The sequence below is a fragment of the Gryllotalpicola protaetiae genome (assembly GCF_003627055.1).
Classification (GTDB): Bacteria; Actinomycetota; Actinomycetes; order Actinomycetales; family Microbacteriaceae; genus Gryllotalpicola; species Gryllotalpicola protaetiae.
Window position 1 is genome coordinate 2132569 of record NZ_CP032624.1, and the last position, 17256, is coordinate 2149824.

At 67.8% G+C, this 17256-nt stretch carries 18 protein-coding genes; 4 read left to right on the plus strand and 14 right to left on the minus strand.

What is annotated here, in order from left to right:
- Window positions 1-32: 32 nt before the first annotated feature.
- From D7I44_RS10450 to D7I44_RS10465, 4 genes are all read right to left on the minus strand, one after another.
- On the minus strand, window positions 33-500 hold the full coding sequence (locus D7I44_RS10450; RefSeq protein ID WP_120790897.1) for a winged helix-turn-helix transcriptional regulator: 468 nt from the start codon (window positions 498-500) through the stop codon (window positions 33-35).
- A 78-nt stretch (window positions 501-578) separates the two neighbouring features.
- Window positions 579-1373 carry an enoyl-CoA hydratase/isomerase family protein gene (locus tag D7I44_RS10455; protein ID WP_220093759.1) on the minus strand — a complete coding sequence of 265 codons (795 nt, stop codon included), beginning with the start codon at window positions 1371-1373 and terminating at the stop codon, window positions 579-581.
- Window positions 1374-1563: 190 nt separating this feature from the next.
- Entirely contained in the window at window positions 1564-2355 is a 792-nt protein-coding gene (locus D7I44_RS10460) for an alpha/beta hydrolase (RefSeq protein WP_120789449.1), read from the minus strand.
- Window positions 2356-2364: 9 nt separating this feature from the next.
- Window positions 2365-3240 (minus strand): alpha/beta fold hydrolase, encoded by an 876-nt coding sequence (locus D7I44_RS10465; RefSeq protein ID WP_120789450.1) that lies wholly within the window; start codon window positions 3238-3240, stop codon window positions 2365-2367.
- A gap of 132 nt (window positions 3241-3372) precedes the next feature.
- Between D7I44_RS10465 and D7I44_RS10470 the strand changes: the two genes are divergently transcribed.
- A complete protein-coding gene (locus tag D7I44_RS10470) occupies window positions 3373-3945 on the plus strand; it encodes a TetR/AcrR family transcriptional regulator (protein ID WP_245979530.1) in 573 nt (190 codons plus the stop codon).
- Here the strand turns inward: D7I44_RS10470 and D7I44_RS10475 are convergent.
- On the minus strand, window positions 3938-4588 hold the full coding sequence (locus tag D7I44_RS10475) for a TetR/AcrR family transcriptional regulator (protein ID WP_162940209.1): 651 nt from the start codon (window positions 4586-4588) through the stop codon (window positions 3938-3940). The genes D7I44_RS10470 and D7I44_RS10475 overlap by 8 nt on opposite strands.
- 121 nt (window positions 4589-4709) lie before the next feature.
- On the opposite strand from D7I44_RS10475, the gene D7I44_RS18195 reads away from it, so the two are divergent.
- The 3 genes from D7I44_RS18195 (at window position 4710) to D7I44_RS10485 (ending at window position 7223) form a co-directional block, all read left to right on the plus strand.
- Entirely contained in the window at window positions 4710-4976 is a 267-nt protein-coding gene (locus D7I44_RS18195) for a hypothetical protein (protein ID WP_162940210.1), read from the plus strand.
- A 482-nt stretch (window positions 4977-5458) separates the two neighbouring features.
- Window positions 5459-6634, plus strand: a complete 1176-nt coding sequence (locus tag D7I44_RS10480) for a Na+/H+ antiporter NhaA (protein WP_120789453.1) — start codon at window positions 5459-5461, stop codon at window positions 6632-6634.
- Between the two features lie 187 nt (window positions 6635-6821).
- Window positions 6822-7223 (plus strand): DUF6855 family protein, encoded by a 402-nt coding sequence (locus tag D7I44_RS10485; RefSeq protein WP_120790898.1) that lies wholly within the window; start codon window positions 6822-6824, stop codon window positions 7221-7223.
- 22 nt (window positions 7224-7245) lie between these two features.
- Here the strand turns inward: D7I44_RS10485 and D7I44_RS10490 are convergent, their stop codons facing one another.
- The 9 genes from D7I44_RS10490 to D7I44_RS10525 form a co-directional block, all read right to left on the minus strand.
- Entirely contained in the window at window positions 7246-8256 is a 1011-nt protein-coding gene (locus tag D7I44_RS10490) for a Gfo/Idh/MocA family protein (protein ID WP_120789454.1), read from the minus strand.
- On the minus strand, window positions 8253-9230 hold the full coding sequence (locus D7I44_RS10495) for a Gfo/Idh/MocA family protein (RefSeq protein ID WP_162940211.1): 978 nt from the start codon (window positions 9228-9230) through the stop codon (window positions 8253-8255). Before D7I44_RS10495 ends, D7I44_RS10490 begins: the two co-directional genes overlap by 4 nt.
- Window positions 9227-10129 (minus strand): acyltransferase domain-containing protein, encoded by a 903-nt coding sequence (locus tag D7I44_RS18200; protein ID WP_162940212.1) that lies wholly within the window; start codon window positions 10127-10129, stop codon window positions 9227-9229. The genes D7I44_RS10495 and D7I44_RS18200 overlap by 4 nt, the downstream gene beginning before the upstream one ends.
- The gene (locus D7I44_RS10500; RefSeq protein WP_120789456.1) at window positions 10126-11145 is read right to left on the minus strand and encodes an ABC transporter ATP-binding protein; all 1020 of its coding nucleotides are present in this window, start codon (window positions 11143-11145) and stop codon (window positions 10126-10128) included. Before D7I44_RS10500 ends, D7I44_RS18200 begins: the two co-directional genes overlap by 4 nt.
- The gene (locus D7I44_RS10505) at window positions 11142-12170 is read right to left on the minus strand and encodes an ABC transporter ATP-binding protein (RefSeq protein ID WP_120789457.1); all 1029 of its coding nucleotides are present in this window, start codon (window positions 12168-12170) and stop codon (window positions 11142-11144) included. The genes D7I44_RS10500 and D7I44_RS10505 overlap by 4 nt, the downstream gene beginning before the upstream one ends.
- Window positions 12157-13104: an ABC transporter permease gene (locus D7I44_RS10510; RefSeq protein WP_120789458.1), complete on the minus strand. Its 948-nt coding sequence runs from the start codon at window positions 13102-13104 to the stop codon at window positions 12157-12159. Before D7I44_RS10510 ends, D7I44_RS10505 begins: the two co-directional genes overlap by 14 nt.
- A gap of 3 nt (window positions 13105-13107) precedes the next feature.
- Window positions 13108-14091: an ABC transporter permease gene (locus D7I44_RS10515; RefSeq protein WP_120790899.1), complete on the minus strand. Its 984-nt coding sequence runs from the start codon at window positions 14089-14091 to the stop codon at window positions 13108-13110.
- A 120-nt stretch (window positions 14092-14211) separates the two neighbouring features.
- Entirely contained in the window at window positions 14212-15873 is a 1662-nt protein-coding gene (locus D7I44_RS10520; RefSeq protein WP_120789459.1) for an ABC transporter substrate-binding protein, read from the minus strand.
- Window positions 15874-16003: 130 nt separating this feature from the next.
- On the minus strand, window positions 16004-17155 hold the full coding sequence (locus D7I44_RS10525) for an ROK family protein (protein WP_162940213.1): 1152 nt from the start codon (window positions 17153-17155) through the stop codon (window positions 16004-16006).
- Between the last annotated feature and the right edge of the window lie 101 nt (window positions 17156-17256).

Sequence of the window (17256 nt, forward strand, 5' to 3'; positions counted from 1 at the left end):
CTGGGCGACACAAATCCCGTCTCCAAGGGCGGCTACTGCGGGTAGGTAGAGGTGCGCACCCACTGGATGTTGTCCACCGGTCGCAGCGCCTTGACATCCTCGACGAAGCCCACGCGCACCGGGCGGTGGCCGTCAGCGCTGACGCGCAGCTGGGTCGCGCCCGCGGGATACGGGACGTAGTCGTCGCCCCACTGCTGCAAGGCCGCCAGCACGACGAGCAGCTGCTTGCCCGCTTCGGTCGGGTGATAGCTCATGCGAGGTCGCCCGCCGGGCTCGCGGTACTCCCGCTTCTCCAAGACGCCCGCCTCCGTCAAGGTCGCCAGCCGACTCGTCAAGATGTTCGGGGCGATCCCCAGCGCGTCGCTGAATTCGCTGAACCGGGTCGCCCCCTCGATGAGAGCCTCTCTCAGGATCAGGAACGTCCAGCGCTCACCGACCACACCAAGCGTCCGTTCGATCGAGCAAAACGCATCCGCGGCCGGAGTTGTGATTTCACTCATAGCCGCCACAATAGGCTGAGTTGCTTAGTGAAAGCTACAAGCGTTCCGTTTTCGCAGTGATCCGTGTCGTTGCGGGCGCTACCTGCCTACCGCCGGCGGCGGGGCGATAGCTGCCAGCCGCGCGCCGAGGTTGAGTTCGGTCGGCCCGTACTCCTGCAGCCCGTCGGCGAGAAGCTCTCCCGCTCGAGCTTGGGTCTCGGGCCTGGAGACCGACCGCCAGAATGCATCCATCTGAGCCGGGAATTCGTCATCGGGCGGGAGTGAGACAGCGTTCACAAACTGCTTGACCTCGTGCAGTGCGCGTACATCGAATTTCGAGACCCGCTCGGCGAACTCGTTCACGAAGCCGTCGAGTTCCTCATCCGGGAGGGAGCGGTTCACGTAGCCGTACCGCTCCGCGATCTCGCCGTCGAAGTCGCCCCCGGTCACGAGGATCTCCAGGGCGCGCCCTCGCCCGACGAGGCGGGGGAGTCGCGACGAGGGTCCCCCGCCGGGGACCGCGCCTGTCCCGATCTCGAATTGCCCGAGGATCGCCTTCTCCCGGCTGGCGAAGCGGATGTCCGTCGCGAGTACGAACTCGCTGCCGGCCCCACGCGCCCGGCCTCTGATCGAGCTCACCGTGACCGCCGGCAGGCGGCTCAGCCGGATCAGGATGTCAACCCAGGGGTGGTAGCCCGTAGGGCCTGGCGGCAGATCGCCCACCAAGGCTGGATCCGCGGCGATATCCCAGTGCGCCAGAAAGAAATCCGGATTGGCGGTCTCGAACACGACCACCGCAACGTACCGATCTTTTTCCAGATCCTCAAGCAGTGCCCTCATCTCCCGCACCATCTGCGGACCGATGAGGTTGATCGGCGGGGCATCGAAAGTCACGCGCCACAGTGCGGCCGAATCCCGCACAACTCGTAGCTGTTCTTGTTCCACACGACGAACAGTACGACTCTGACTTGCGTAACACAAGCCAGCATGAGATATCCGCGCGCTATGCCGAGAACGCCCGGTCCGTCACCAGGGGACTCTCCTGGTGACGGACCGGGCGTCGATCTTGGCCGAGGCTATTGGACTATGCCTTGACCTGGCGCTGGATCCATTCGAGGGTCAGGTCAGCGACGGTGCGCCAGCCGCTGTCGAAGACGAGCGAGTGGCCGCGGGCCGCGATCTTCCGATACTCGGTGCGGGTTCCTCCCGCGTAGAGGGCCGCGGCCTGGCGTGCGACGACCTCGGGGATGGTGTGATCCTTCTCGCCGCCGATGATCAGCAGCGGGCCGCGCTCGCGCCCGGCGGTGTCGACGATGGTGGGGGAGTTGGCATCCTTCTTTGCCGCGGTCAGCTCGAAGACGGGCCGCCCGGGGCCGGGGATGGCGAATCGGTCGAAGAGTTCGTTCGACTCCGCCTTGGACAGGGTGTTGCCGAAGCCGTACCGGAACTGGCCGCGCTTGAGGCTGACCGCCTTGGTGAAGTTCGACTTGCTCTTCACGACAGGCAGCGCAGACCGGATCTGCGCGAGCGGCAGGGCCTTGACGCCCTTGATGGGCGCCGGGTCGATCGCAACTGCTGCGGCGGCGAGCCGCGAGGACAGCAGCTTCTGGGCCACCAGGCCGCCGAAGGAGTGCCCGACCACGATCGGACGCTCGGACAGCTTGGCGATCTCTCGCTCGTAGTGGGCTGTGATCTCTGCGATCCCGATCCCGGCGACGCGCTCCGGGTGCTGCCTGCTTTCGGCCACGGTCGGGCTGTCGCCCGGCCAGTCGATCGCCGCAGCGTTGAAGCCGGCCTTAGTGAACTTCTGGACCCAGGGCTCCCACGCGGAGGAGTGCACCCACAGGCCATGGATGAAGATGACGGGAGGAGTCATGTCGCTGCCTTACTTGTTGTGCGTGGTCGACGAGGCGGCGCGCTCGATCAGCGATGCGATCGCTTTCGGCTGCTCGAGCATGGACAGGTGATCGGCCTTGCCCGTCACGATGGTGCCGTGCGCGCGCTGAGCCATGGCGACCTGCTCCGCGGTGGGGATGACCTTGTCGTCGGTTCCGATGTAGAACCAGCTCGGGAGGGTCTTCCATGCGGCACCCGTGGCGGGCTCGTTCAGCGCACCAACGGAGATCGCCGACTCGGTAGCGGCCAGACCCGCGGCTTCCTGCTTGGGGAGGTCGGCGCCGAAGATACCGGCGAACAGCGAGCGCTTGATGTAGACGTCGACGTCGCCCGCGGGCTGCGCAGGGTCCTGCACGAAGTCGAAGATCGACGTCGGGTCGGCCGCCAGCGCCGAGCCGGGCTTAGCGCCTGCCAGATCAACGATGGTCTCGCCGGTAGCCGGCGCGAACGCATCCACGTAGACGAGGCCCTTCACGGTCGGAGCGGAGAGGGCGGCCTCGCTGATCACGGCGCCGCCGTAGGAGTGGCCGACGAGGATCACAGGGCCGGAGGTGGCCTGGTTCACGAACGCCGCGACCGAGGCGGAGTCCGACGCGAGCCCGCGAAGCGGGGTCGGCGCGCTGAGCACCGTGTAGCCGTCTGCGATCAGGCGCGAGGTGATAGGGGCGAAGCTCGAGGCATCCGCCCAAGCTCCGTGAACGAGGACGATCGTCGGCTTAGGTGCCAGGTGGCTGGGAGCCTGCGCGTGATGCGCCGCGTGATCGGTGTTGGCGAACGCGGTCGTCGCGGGGATCAGTGCGGCCGTAGCGGTAGCCGCGGCGATGCCGATGGTGAGGGCCAGACGGCGACGGGGGGTGCGAGACATTGCTGCTCCGAATTCAATAGAGAAGAAAGAACGTTCGTTCTGACAGGTGTGAACTAAACCAGAAAACAGGTGCGATGTCAACCAGAAATGCAAAACAGAAAGAACGGTCGTTCCGCGTGCTATTTTTTTGGTGTGCCAGATACCAAAAAGGTCGTTCCCCGGCCCCGCGACCGCCTCCTCGATGTCGCTAGCGGCCTGTTCTACCGGGAGGGCATCACTTCGATCGGAGTCGACCGGATCCTGCTGGAAGCGAACGTGACCCGCACGACGCTCTATCGCCACTTCGGCGGCAAGGAAGGCCTGATCGTCGCCTATCTCAAGCGTGAAGACGAGCAACTGCGCGAGGCCTTTGCCGCCGCAGAGAACGGTGCCGAGTCACCAGGTCAGCTGCTCGCACTTGCTATCGACGGCATCGCCCTCGATGCGGCAAGACATCACACCCGCGGGTGCCCATTTATCAATGCGGCCGCGGAATACCCCGAAGCAGCCGGTCCAGTACGTCAGGTCGTCGCCGATCACCGGGAGTGGTTCCGCGCCTCACTCGAGCGCTACCTCACCGCGGGCGGACGGGCGGATGCCGCTGAAAAGGCGGACGAACTCGTCATGTTGCGCGACGCCGTCCTCGTGGGCAGCTATCTCGATCAAGCCGAAACGGTGCAGCAGACCTATGGGAGGCTTGCCCGCTCGGTTGCGGGGCTTAGCTGACGGCGCCGCTCGTTGCGTACGACCGTAGGAGCGCCATGAACATCTCGAGCGCGTCCGCAAGCGGCGTCACGCTTCGAGTGGCCTGCGACAGCACGGCTCCGCCCTCGAGCGCCGCCAGTGCGCTCGTCGCGAGTTTCTCTGCGCCGGCGGTTCTAGAGATCAGCCCTCGCTCCTGCATCACTCGAATTCCCACCACGATCGGCTCCCGCCACCGCTCGAATCCCTCGCCGACTAGCTGGCGCCACTCGTCGTCCACCTCGGCAACCTGTCCAACAAGCGATCCGACTGGGCAACCCCCAACGCACGCATTCCGGAGCTGCACGCCGACCTGGTACTCACACCAGTGCTCGAACGCGTCAAACGAAGTGAGGTTGGACAGCAACGGCTCCTGCGCGTCAATCGTGGATTCGATCAGCTCATTGATCACAGCCGTGACGAGCTCCCGCCGATCGCCGAAATAATGCGTCAACTGCGATGGGCTGGCATTCGCCGCCGCTCTGAGTTCTTCAATGGTTGAGCTGGCGATGCCGTGCGCGTGCACGTAACTGGCTGCGAGCTCGACGATCCGCGTTCGAGTGGCGCGGCCCTTTGGGGTCAGATCCTCGGGACTGGGCGCTTGTCTGCGAACCGCTTGACTGCTCACGGCGACATCGTATGCGCGCCAAAGTGCCGGGCTGCGTTCCCCAATCGACTTTAGCCTAACTTCTAATCCGCAAGTTAGCATTGCGATTGGCCACGAAACACCGTGCCCAGGAGAGGCAGCCATGAATACGTTCGTCGCAACAGGCGAGATCCTTGACCCATCACGCGTCACAGACGGGCTCAGGGCTGAAGAAGACAAAGTTCTCGCCGATCTACACGAGGCAGGCATCGTTCGAAACGCGTACCTTCACGAGGACCATAGAAGCGTGACGCTCGTTCTCACGCTGCCTGACTTCAGCGCGGCGTCTGCTGCGATGAGCCGGCTGCCCTTTGTTCAACTGGGAATCATCAAGTTCAGCTACGCGACGGTGCGGAGCATTCTGCCGTGATGTAGATCCCGGTTGAATGACGCCTAGACACGGGTTCGAGTCCAGATTCAGCTGGGGCACATGGGCACTGGGACGCGGCCGAAGTGCCGCGCGCCGCACGAGATTCGGACCGCGATGTGGGTTCAGATCACACCGACACCTCAGGCAGAGCGATGTTCGCAGGAGAGAACCTCGATGCCCGTTGGCGGTCGCCCAATTGTTGTAGTCTGCAGCCCGATGACCCCGCACTTACCCCGCAGATTGGGCGCAGGCCAGTGACAGCATGTGAAGCCCTCTGACCTCGAAATCGGTTATGAGAGCGGCTATTCGAATTGTTGGGGACCGTACGCGGCTTACCTATGCATAATCGTGAGGTCGCGGGTTCGAGTCCCGCCTCAGCTACAACAGGTGAGAACGCTGGGAAGAAGGCCCCTCACGGGGCCTTTCTCTTTGCCTTCGGAGCGGCGGCGCCGGCCGCTCGAGGCGCCTGCGAGTATTGCGGCGTGAGCCACTTGCGATCTGAGCGGATCGGCGCCGCGCTGCTGCTGGGAGCCGCCGCGTTGGGCCTGCTGCTGGCGAACCTGCCGGGCATCGGCGCCGCGCTGGTCGCGTTCGCGAACTGGCACCCGCACGTGGCGATCCCCGGCCTCGATCTCTCCCCGAAGCACTGGGTGAGCGACGGCCTGCTCGCGCTGTTCTTCTTCGCGGTCTCGGTCGAGCTTCGCCGCGAGCTCGCGGTCGGCGAGCTGAACTCGCCGCGAAAGGCCGCACTGCCGGCGATCGCCGCCCTCGGCGGCGTCATCGCGCCCGCGCTCGTGTACGTCGCCATCGCCGGGCACGATTTCTCGCAGGGGTGGCCGATCCCGACGGCAACCGACATCGCGTTCGCCCTCGGGATCCTGGGGCTGTTCGGCCGGAGCATCCCGAATCATGTCCGCGTGTTCCTGCTCGCGCTCGCGGTCATCGACGACCTGATCGCGATTCTGATCATCGCGTTCTTCTTCACGCAGTCCGTGCAACTGCCATGGCTGGGCGGCGCAGCGTCGTGCCTGCTGGTCTTCGCGTGGATGAGCCGTCTGCTGGCGCCGCGGTCGTCCTATGTGCTGGCGCGACGGCGGCAGTGGCCGGTCGTCACCGTGTTGTGGGTGCTGGCGGTGCTGACCTGGTGGTTCGTGCTGATGAGCGGCGTGCACGCGACGATCGCGGGTGTCGCGCTCGGCTTTGTGATTGCCAGGCAGCCCGGTGGCCGGATCCGCGCGATGCTCGAGCCGGTCACCAACGGCATCGTGCTGCCGCTGTTCGCGTTCGCGGCGGCGGCCGTCGCGTTCCCGACGGTCGGCGCAGGCGGACTGCACGCTGAGTTCTGGGCGATCGTGGTCGCCCTGCCGCTCGGGAAGCTGATCGGCATCGTGATCGCGGGTTGGGTGGGCGGTCGGGCTCTGCGCACCAGCTCGGGCGTGGCGCGCAGCCCGGTGGATCTGTTGATGATCGGATGCCTGGGCGGGGTCGGCTTCACCGTGTCGCTGCTGCTCAACGAGCTCGCCTTCCGCGGCTCGCCTGAGATCGCGGACGAGGGCACGCTGGCGGTGCTCACGGGCTCGGCGTTCGCGATCGTGTGCTCAGCGGTCTTCGTCGCACTGCGGTCGCGCCACTATGGGGCGCGCGGCGCGCGCGGTTGAGCGAGGGCAGGCTCGGGCCCGCCCCTCGGCTTCGCTCGACTTCTCGGCGCCGGCGAGCGGCTCCAGCCCGAAGACCGCGACGGCCACGGTCGTGGGGGAACAGCTTCTCTGCAACGCAGCCGATCTCGATGATCGCGCCTTCTGCTCATCCCTGGCAGCGCCGCGCATGCGGCGGTACCGTTCGCGCATGAGCGGCGGAACCAAAGACGACCCGTGGCAGTTGACGACCGCGCCGGGCACCTCGAGCTACACGATGTACCGCGACGACTCGGTCGACCCGCCCCTTCTGGTCTGCCAGGTCGGCGCGACGAAGCTCACGTATCTCGCGCGCGCGATCGACGACCTGCATGCCTGGCTCGTCGAGCAGGGCGACTGGGTACCGCTCGGGGCGGCCGACGAGCAGAAGGCCGCCGCCGACGGCGCGGTCGAAGCGTGGGGCCGCGCTGAGGACAACCCGGTCGGGGGCTGGTACGGCACCCGCAAGGGTTATCGGGGGCGATTCGGCATGTACCTGCCGCCGCTGCTCGAACAGCTCGGCCTCGCCGAGCTCACCCACGACGCACGGAACAACAAGGTGCGTGCCGCCTGAGGCTCTCGCGGCGGTTTCCGGCTCAACCGTGCACCGCGGCCGGCCGCCGCGTCGAGATGGACTCATAGGCGGCCAGCACCACCTCGAGCGCCCGAAGCCCGTCGACGCCGCTCGGCGTCGGCGCTCGGCCCTCGGCAACCGCATTGAGGAATTCGTCGAGCATCGCGGCATCCAGATCGGTGCCGTACGGAAGCCAGAGCGGCGCATTCTCGGCATCGCCGAACCCGTCGATGCGCGCGGCGAACGGGGCGAGCTCTGCGATGCCCTGCTCTGCGATCACACGGATGGTCAGGCCGCCCCAGGTGGGGTAGTGGTCGGGCACGGACCAGCTGCAGTCGATCGTCACGGTCACGCCGTTCGAGTACCGGATCGACACGAGCCCTGCGGTCTCGGCCGCGCGCTCGGGGTGCAGCTGGTGGTTCGCGACCGCGAACACCTCCTCGGCGGCGATACCGGGGAAGAGCCCGAAGACCAGGTCGGCGATGTGCACGGTGTGGTCGGCGACCGCGCCGCCGCCGGCCAGGGCCGGGTCGGCGAACCAGGCGCGCTCGCTCGGGAGCTTTCCGTTGTTCGCCCCGCTGATGCTGAGCACCCTGCCCAGGGCGCCCGCGCGCACGTGGTCCCTCAGCTGCGCGTACTCGGGGGTGAAGCGCACGGGGAAGGCCGTCATCAGCACGACGCCGGCCTGCTCGCACGCCTCGATGATCCGATGGGCGTCCTCGCGGGTCGTGGCCAGCGGCTTCTCGCAGAGCACGTTGGCCCCGGCCGCGGCGGCTAGGACCGCGTAGTCGGCGTGCCTCGCGTTCTCCGAGCAGACGATCACGGCATCCGGATGCCAGTCCAGCAGCGCTTCGACGGTGTCGACATAGCCGATGCCGAGCTTCTCCGCGAGTTCGCGGCCGCCGGATTCGCCTGCGGGACGCGACGCGAAGTCGGGGTCGGTGGCAAGGCATTCCACGTCTGGCCGGTCGCGCAGGATCTGAGCGTATGAGCTTGCGTGCGTGTGCGCGAACGAGATGATCCCGACTCTCACGGCGTCTCCTCCACGGTGACCTCCGCGTTCTGCGCGAGCGAGCGGTTCACGGCGGCCGCGATGCGCACCGCGTGCAGGCCGTCGTCGGCAGAGACGCGCGCGGGGCCGCCATCGCGGATCGCGGCGGCGAAGTCCGCGAGCTCCGCGGTGTACGGGCTGGTCGCGGCGCTCACAGGGGGAAGGTAGGCCGGCCCCCCGGCATCCGCTCGCCCGTGCAGTTGGAGAATCGGATGCCTGAGCGAATCATGTTCGAGCAGCCAACCCGGCCCGGCTGCCGAGAACCCGGTGTGGAAGTCGAGCGTCTCAGCGCCCCACACGCCGTTCACGTGGGTGATGGCGCCCGAGCGGTGGCGCAGCATCGCCTGGACGGTGGTCGACGTCGTCGTCTCGTCGCCGGACTGCGTCGCGAACACCGCCTCGACCTCACCGACGATCCAGCGCGCCTGATCGAAGTCGTGGATCATCTGATCCATCGCGATGCCGCCCGATCGGGCCCGATCGAGATACCAGGGCGTCTGCGGCCTGGCGCCGATGCGGAAGAACCGCTGCACGGCGGGCGCCGAGACGCGCCCGCTCGCGACGGCCTCGTGCAGGGCAGCGTATGCCGGGAAATAGCGCACGACGTGCGCGGGGAACAGCCGCACCCCTGCCCGCTCGCACGCCGCGATCATCGCCGCGGCATCGGCCGCCGTCAGCGCGAGGGGCTTCTCGCAGACGATGTGCCGGCCGGCCGCCGCCGCGCGTTCGACGAGCTCGCGGTGCGCGCCGGTCGGCGTGACGACGTCGACGATGTCGGCACGCTCCAGCAGCTCGTCCAGCGAGGCGGCGACCCGGCCGCCCAAGCGCCCGGTGAGCTCGGGCGCGTTGCCGTCGAGCGAGTGTACGACCACCTCGAACCCCAGAGACAGCCAACCGGGCAGATGCACCTGAGCGATGCCGCCCGCCCCGATGAGCCCGATGACCGGCGCGGTCACGCGTGCACCGCCCGGAACGGCGCCTGCGGGGTGGTGCCGCTCCACAGCGCCCAGTGGCCGCCGGCATCGATCTTGTCGAGGATCGCCCGTTGCAGTGTGGTGTCGCGGGGGAGCGTGCTGCGGTCGACGTCGCCGCGCCGCCGGAACACGAAGAAGATCGCGTCGGCGTCGCCGGGGCCGACTTCCTCCTCGAGGTTCCAGCGCTGCTGGAACCGCACCATGTTCGAGTCGGGCTTCAGCACCTGGGCGAGCTGAGGGTCGAGCAGCCATGAGCCGCAATGGAACAGCTCGGTGGGGTAGTCGGGAAAGTGCGCGGCGAAGAACGCCGAGGCCTCGCGGAAGGAGTCGTCGACCGCCTCGGGCGTGAGCGGCCCGGACTCGGGGATGTGCGTCGACAGCACCCAGCCGTCGGAACGGTGCACCAGATTGAACTGCAGCCGCCCAAGCCAGTACAGGTTGCCGCTGAAGGCCGTGACGAGCCACGCGTAGGTATGCACGCCGAACGTGCCATAGGTGCGACGGTGCACCCAGGCCTGCTGCCCGAGGTCCGACAGCGAGCGGTTGGAGATCTCGGGTGGGACCCCGCGCGAGCGGTGGAACGCCCGCACATCGTCTGCGACCGCGAGCAGCGCCAGCATGGGCGTGACCCCGACGCCTCGCCAGTCGCTCGCGGCGGCAGGCACGTCGAAGGCATCCGTCTCGCGATCGATGCGGCCGATGGCCACGCGCAGCCGGTCGGCCAGCAGCTGGATCTCGGCCATCCGCTCGCGGTCGGCGAGTGCGGCCGCGAGCGCCAGCTTGACGTCGTCACGGTCGTCGTTGCGGAACCCGAGGGCGGCGAGGGCCCCGTCGTCGGCGGCAGCGGAGAGCCGCGCAGCGAGCTCGGCGCCGCCGGTCATGCGGCCGCGCCGACCGACACGGACTCGGCGCCGCGCCCGACGCTCTCGGCCGCGACGTGGCAGGCGACCGTGTGCGCCGGCTCGAGGGCGAGCAGCGGCGGCGTCACCCGCCGGCACACCTCTTTTGCGAGTGGGCACCGGTCGGCGAAGCGGCAGCCGGGCGTCGGGTCGATCACCTTGGGCGGCTCGCCCGCGGCTCGCTCTGCGCTCACGGCCAGCGGCGCGCGCGGGTCGGGTACAGCGGCGACCAGCAGCTGGGTGTACGGATGCCGCGGCGCCTGCAGCACCTCGTCGACCGGGCCCGACTCGACCACCCGCCCCGCGTACATCACCATCATGCGATCGGCGATGTAGCGCGCGCTCGCGATGTCGTGCGTGATGTAGAGGAGTGAGACGCCCTCTTCGTCGCGCAGCTTTGCCATGACGTTCAGCAGACCGATGCGGATCGAGATGTCGAGCATCGACACCGGTTCGTCGGCGAGGATCACCTTCGGGCGGTATGCCAGCGCCTGGGCGAATCCGATGCGCTGGCGCTGGCCGCCCGACATCTCGTGCGGGTACTTCTCGAGCGCCTCCCGCGCCGGGGTCAGGCCGACGACCTCGGTGACGCGCTCGGCCTCGGCGCGGCGCGCCGCCGCGTCCAGCTCGGGGCGGTGCAGCTTCAGTCCGCGCAGGATGCCGTGAGAGACCGGGTACGACGGGTTGAGGGAGCTGAACGGGTCCTGGAACACCATCGGCACGGCGGCACGGTACCGCATCTGGTCGCGGCGGCTCGTCAACGACGACAGCGGCGCGCCCTCGAACAGGATCTCGCCGGAGCTCGGCCGGTAGACCTGCGCGAGCAGGCGCGCGATCGTCGACTTCCCGCTGCCGCTCTCGCCGACCAGCGCGACGATCTCGGACTCGTTGATCACGAAATCGGCGTCGTCGACGGCGTGCAGGTCGTGTCGATCGGCGAACCCGCCGACGCGGAACACCCGGGTCAGCCCTCGCGTCTCGAGGATCGGCGTGCTCATTCCACGTTCTCCTTCTGGCGTCCGGCGATGGTGCGATCGGAGGCGGGGGGCCGATGATCCGGTGAGTACAGAAGGCATCGCGCCAGGACGTCGTCGACCGCGTAGAGCGCTGGCTCGACGCTGGTGCAGTCGGCGTACGCGAGCGGGCAGCGTGGCGCATAGCGGCAGCCGTGCGGCATGGCCGACAGCGCAGGCGGGGACCCGGGGATGCCGACGAGCGGCACCTTCGGGCCGCGGATCGAGGGGAACGCCTCGAGCAGGCCCTTCGAGTACGGGTGCGCCGGGGCGTCGAACACGGCGCGGGTGTCGCCGAACTCGACCACGCGCCCGGCGTACATGACGAGCAGCCGGTCGGAGAAATGGCTCACGAGTGACATGTCATGCGTGACGAACAGCACAGCGAAGCCGAGCTTGCGCTGCAGCTCCTTGATCTGAAGCATCAGCGAGCGCTGGGCCACGACGTCGAGCGCCGAGGTCGGCTCGTCCATGATGATCAGCTCGGGAGTGAAGAGCAGCGCCATCGCTATCATCGCGCGCTGGCGCATGCCGCCGGAGAGCTGATGCGGGTAGCTCTCGAGGTGGATCCTGTCGATCCCGACGAGCGCGAGCACCTCCTCGGAGCGCTTCCGGATCTCCGCCTTGTCCCGCGTCCCGTGCGCCTTCATGGTGTCGGCGTATTGCGCGCCGATCCGCTTTACGGGGTTGAGTGCGTTCATCGCAGACTGCATGACGACGGAGAGGTTCTGCCAGCGCACCGGCGCGAGCTGCGCGTCGTTCATAGCGACCAGGTTCTGCCCGCGGAAGACCACCTCGCCTCCGCCGATGCGCGCAGGCCGGGACAGGAGCTGCGCGATGCCGAAGAGCATCGTCGACTTGCCGCAGCCGGATTCGCCGACGACGGCGACGAACTCGCCGCGCTTCACCGTCAGATCGACCTCGTCGACGGCGGTGACCGGCCCGGATGCAGTGTCGTACACCACGCTCAGGCCGCGGACGTCGAGCAGGGGCGCATCAGTTTCCGCCACGGTTCCTCCTGTTCCGGTGCACCGGCCGCAGGGCCGGGTTGGAGATCTCGTCGAATGCGTAGTTCAGCAGTGCGAACGCCGCGCCGAGTGCTGCGATGCACAGGCCAGGGGCGACGACCCACCAGGCCTGGTCGGTCTGCAGGGCCTCGGCGGACTGCGCCCAGTGCAGCATCGTGCCCCAGCTGACGGAACTCGGGCTGCCGAGGCCGATGAACTGCAGGCCGGCCGCCGTGAGGACGGCGTAAAGGGCGGCGCCGAGGAAGTTCGCCGCGATCAGCGACACCATGGTCGGCAGGATCTCGCAGACGACGATGTAGAACCAGCCTTCGCCGCGTACGCGCGCGGATTCGAGGAAGTCGCGTCTGCGCAGCGAGAGCGCCTGGGCTCTCAGCTGGCGGGCGCCGTATGACCACCCTGTGACGACGAGCACCGCGACGATGATCGCGAGATTCCCGCCGTTCGCATACGCGGCGATCACGATGATCAGCGGGAACGCCGGGATGACGAGGAACACGTCGATCAGGAGCGAGAGGATGTCGTCGGCAACGCCGCCCAGGTAGGCGGCCGCCACGCCGATCAGCACGGACAGCACGCTGGCCAGCGCGCCGGCGATCACGGCGACGAACAACGTCTGGCGGGTTCCCCAGACGAGTTGCGCCCAGATGTCCTGCCCGTAGGAGGTCGTCCCGAGCAGGTGGCTCGCGCTGGGCGGCAGGCTCAGCCCGTAGGCGCGCGCGCCCGGGTTCGTGACGTGCGTGAAGAGGTTCGGAAAGATGGCCGCGACGAGGAAGATCACCAGCATGATCGCGCCGGTGAGCGCTTTTCCGCTGCCGCGAAGCGCGCGCCAGAGCGTCGCGCCGACACCCCTGCGCCGCGCCTTGGCGCGCGCGGCGGGCCGGACGCCGGCATCCGTCGTGTTCACAGAAGCAGTCATGTCTCACGCCTCCGTTCGTGCGCGCGGGTCGAGCAGGACGGTCAAGAAGTCGCAGATCAGGATCGCGACGAGCACCGTCACCGTGATCATGACGAACATCGCCTGCATGAGCGGGTAGTCCTCGTTGTTGACCGCCTGGAGCAGCATGTACCCGATGCCGGGGTAGTTGAAGGTGTACTCGACGAGGATCGAGCCGGAGACGACGAAGCCGAGCGACATCGCGAAGCCGGCGAGGTTCGGCAGGATCGCGTTGCGGGCCGCGTACCCGTACATGATCGTGGTGTTCGAGAGGCCCTTGGCCCGCGCCATCTTGATGTAGTCGTCCGTGAGGATGGTCACGACGTTGTTGCGCATCGTCAGGATCCAGCCGCCGATCGAGATGACGAGGATCGTCACGGCCGGCAGGATCGCGTGGGTCAGGACGCTGCCGATGAACTCGCCGTTGAAGCCGGGCGTGAGCGTGACGTCGAATGCACCGTCGTTCGGCAGGACGCTCAGCGTCACCGAGAAGGCCAGCACCAGGAGCAGCCCGACCCAGAAGAAGGGGAGCGCACTAGTGATCACGAACACCGGTGGCAGAAGGCTGTCGAGCACACCGCCTCGCCGCCAGCCGGCGACCAGGCCGATCAGCGTTCCCGCGGCGAACGCGATGATCGTCGTCAGGCCCACCAGCCCGAGGGTCCAGGGGAGGGCCTGCGCGAGCACCGTGCCGACGGACTGCGGGAAGAAGGTCAGCGAGGTGCCGAAGTGGCCGGTGAGGGTGTTGCCGAGGTACTCGAGGTATTGCACGAGCAACGGCTTCTGCGTGTTGATGCCGAAGGCCGCCTCGAGCGCTTTCAGCGCGGCCGGGTTCACCCTGCCGCGGAACCGCGCCATCATCGCCTCGGCCGGATTTCCGGGCATCAGCCGCGGGATGAAGAAGTTGACGGTCAGCGCGACCCACAGCGTGATCATGAACAGCACGAGCCGTCGCAGAACGTACCTCACGATGTGCTCCAAGGCCGAGTCACGTCGGCTCCTCTCTCGATGACCGGGCGAATGTGAGGTCGGATGCCCGCGCGGGCTCCACTGCGGGAGCGAGTGCGTGCGGGCATCCGACCGGGTCGCCTACTTGCCGGGCTTCAGCCCGAGCAGCACCTGCTCGTTGTCCGGCACGTTGTACGGCGCGGGAAGCGCGTACGGGTCCGACTTCGTCGGCCAGCCGGTGAATGACTTGGTGTTGTACTGGTACCAGCTCACGTTCTCGGTCGTCGGGATGACGGGCACCTCCGTGAGCATGACCTTCTGCAGCTGACTCACGATCGAGTGCTGCTCGTCGTCGCTGGCGCTCGCGTAGGAGTTGATGAGCGCGTCCACGGACGGGTCCTCGAACCGCATGTAGTTCGTCGCGGCGTTCTGACCGAGGGGGGCGGAGTTGCCGCTGTAGAGCAGCTGACGCAGCTCGTAGTACGGCGCGGGTCCGCCGGTCTCGGCCATGTAGGCCAGGTCGAAGTCGCCCGTGTAGAGCCGTGAGTCGTAGGTCTGGCCGGCGAGGTCCTGCACGGTGAGCTCGACGCCCACCTTCGCGAGCTGCTGCTTGATCTCGCCGAGAGACGCGTCCCAGTCGGTGTAGCCGCTGACCGTGATGACGCTGAGCTTGAGCGGGTTGCTGTCGGAGTATCCGGCGGACGCGAGCAGCGACTTCGCCTTGTCGAGGTTCTGCGTGTAGTCGTACTGCGACGCGAGGTCCTTGTCGACCCACGAGTCGTACGTCGGCGTGACGATCCCCGATTGGTTGGCCCCCGGCTGGTAGCCGTTCTCACCCACCTTCGAGATGTCGTCGCGGTTCAGTGCGTACGCGATCGCCTGGCGCACCTCGACCTTGCCCGTCACATCGTGCTTGAGGTTGAAGGCGAGGTTGACGTTCGTGGTCGGCGGGAACCAGTAGTGGTTGTTCGCCTTGTCCTTCGCGACGTAGTACTTGTCGATGCTCGGAATGAACTGGCCGCCCCACTGCGCCTTGCCGCTCGCGAGGTCCTGGTTGGCGGGGGAATTGTCGGTGTACGACGGGTAGTCGACCGTCTTGACCTGCGGCTTGCCCGGCTGCCAGTAGCTGCCGTTCGCCGTGTACTTGATGTTCTGCGGCGAGCAGCTCGCGACCGTGTAGGGGCCCGTGCCGACGGGTTTCGGGTCGTTGAACTTCACGGGGTCGCTGCCGGCGCTGCCCGTCGACCAGACGTGCTCGGGGACGATCGGGGTCTGGTCCGCGATGTAGTAGAAGTACGGCTGCGCGGCGGAGCTGAAGGTGAAGACGACCTGATCGCTGCCCGACGTGGCGACCGACTGGAGGCCCGACGACCAGATCGCGTTGAGGTCGAGGCCCGGGTGCTTCTTCAGCAGGTTGAAGGTGAATGCGACGTCAGCGGCGCTGAACGGCTTGCCGTCACTCCATTTCACGCCGTCGCGGATCGTGAAGGTCAGCGTCTTGTAGTCGGCTGACCACGCGGCGCTCTTGGCGAGCATCGGGGTCTGCGCGCTGTTCTTCAGCGCGTTGACGTAGATGAGCGGTTCGTAGGCGAACCCGAACGACTCCTGGTTGACGGCCGGGTTGAACGGGTTGAAGCCGCAGGTCCAGGTCGCGCCGCCCACGTTCGCGATGGTCAGGGCCGAGCCGGCAGCCGACGTGGATGCGCCGCCTGAGCTGCAACCGGCGATCACCACAGCGGTCGCGGCGAGCGCCGCGACCGTGGCGCCGAATCGGCGCCACCTGGAGGTATGAGAACTGTTCATTGCCGTGCCTTTCCGGGCTCGTGCCGACCAGTCGTGCGGCGCGAGAGATCTACGTGATGACTCCTACGGGTGGGTTGGTTCTAGAGGTGCATGCCGAGTTTAGTCGAACATTATTTCGAATGTGTTACATTTACGATGCCCTGATGTCACGAGCGTTGTCGAAGACCGCCTGTCGCAGCCGTTCGAGCGCGTCGTCCAGGGCACCCTGCCGCACCGCGTTCGCATGGCCCGTGCCGGCTACGACGCGCGGCCTCAGGGCGAGCAGCTCGTGCAGGCGGTTCCGCACCAGCTCGGCGAGGTCGGCGCCTCCTGCGACGCCGATCTCACCGCCGAGAATGACGAGCTCGGGGTCGATCAGCGCGACCGGCGGCGCGAGGACGTCGACGATGCGGCCGGCGAACGCGGTGAGGAATCCGCCGATGGCCTCGGCGCGGTTCTCGGCGCCGCGAGCCGACTCGAGCAGCTCCACCGGATCGCTCGCCCACAGTCCGTGCGAACGCGCCAGCTCGAGCACGCCCTCCGTCGCGAGCAGCCGCCCGGCGAACGGCCCGTCGGGGCCGACCCTGACGAACGTCATCTCCCCGGCGCTGCCGTGGAAGCCCCGCTGCAGTCGGCCGCCCGTGATCGCGGCGATCGAGATGCCGTGCCCCATCCAGAGCAGCAGCACCTCGTCGCAGCCGACCGCTCTGCCGCGGCGCGCCTCGTCGCTGAGCACCAGCTTGACGTCGTTCTCGACGGTGACCGGCACGCCGAGCGTCTCGGACAGCCGGGCGGCGACGTCGAACCCGGTCCACTCCGCGATGTGCTCGGCGTGGCTCAGCGTGCCGCTCTCTGGATCGACGGATCCGCTGATGCCGACCGCGACCTGCCGGATCTCCGAGCGGCGGATGCCTGCGCGCCTGGCCGTCGCGGTGAGCAGCCGCTTGACCGCGTGCACAGGGTCCTCGCCCGGCTCGACGGTGGTCTTCGCCTCGCCGAGCGGAGTGCCCCCCAAGTCGGAGATCACGGCGTCCAGCCCGGTGTCGCTCACGTCGACGCCGGCGGCGAACGCGGCGCGCTCGTTGATCGTCCAGAGCTGCGCCTGCGGCCCTGGGCCGCCCGGGCGGTGGCCGGCGCGGCGCGCTAGCCCGGATTCCTCGAGGCGGCGCAGCAGCTCAGCGGCGGCCGGGCGGGAGACGCTGGCAGCCGATTCGAGCTCATGGCGCGACAGTGGGCCCGACTCGAGCAGCGCGTACAGCGCGACCCGGTCATTCAGCTTGCGTAGCGCACTGGGGCTGCCCACTCGTCTCCCTCGTTCACGCGCCAGGCCGTCCGGCTTGAAGAGGAAGCTAGCGCATCGACGCAGAATCGTCTAGAAAGTTCTCAGTTCGTCTTTGCGAGTGC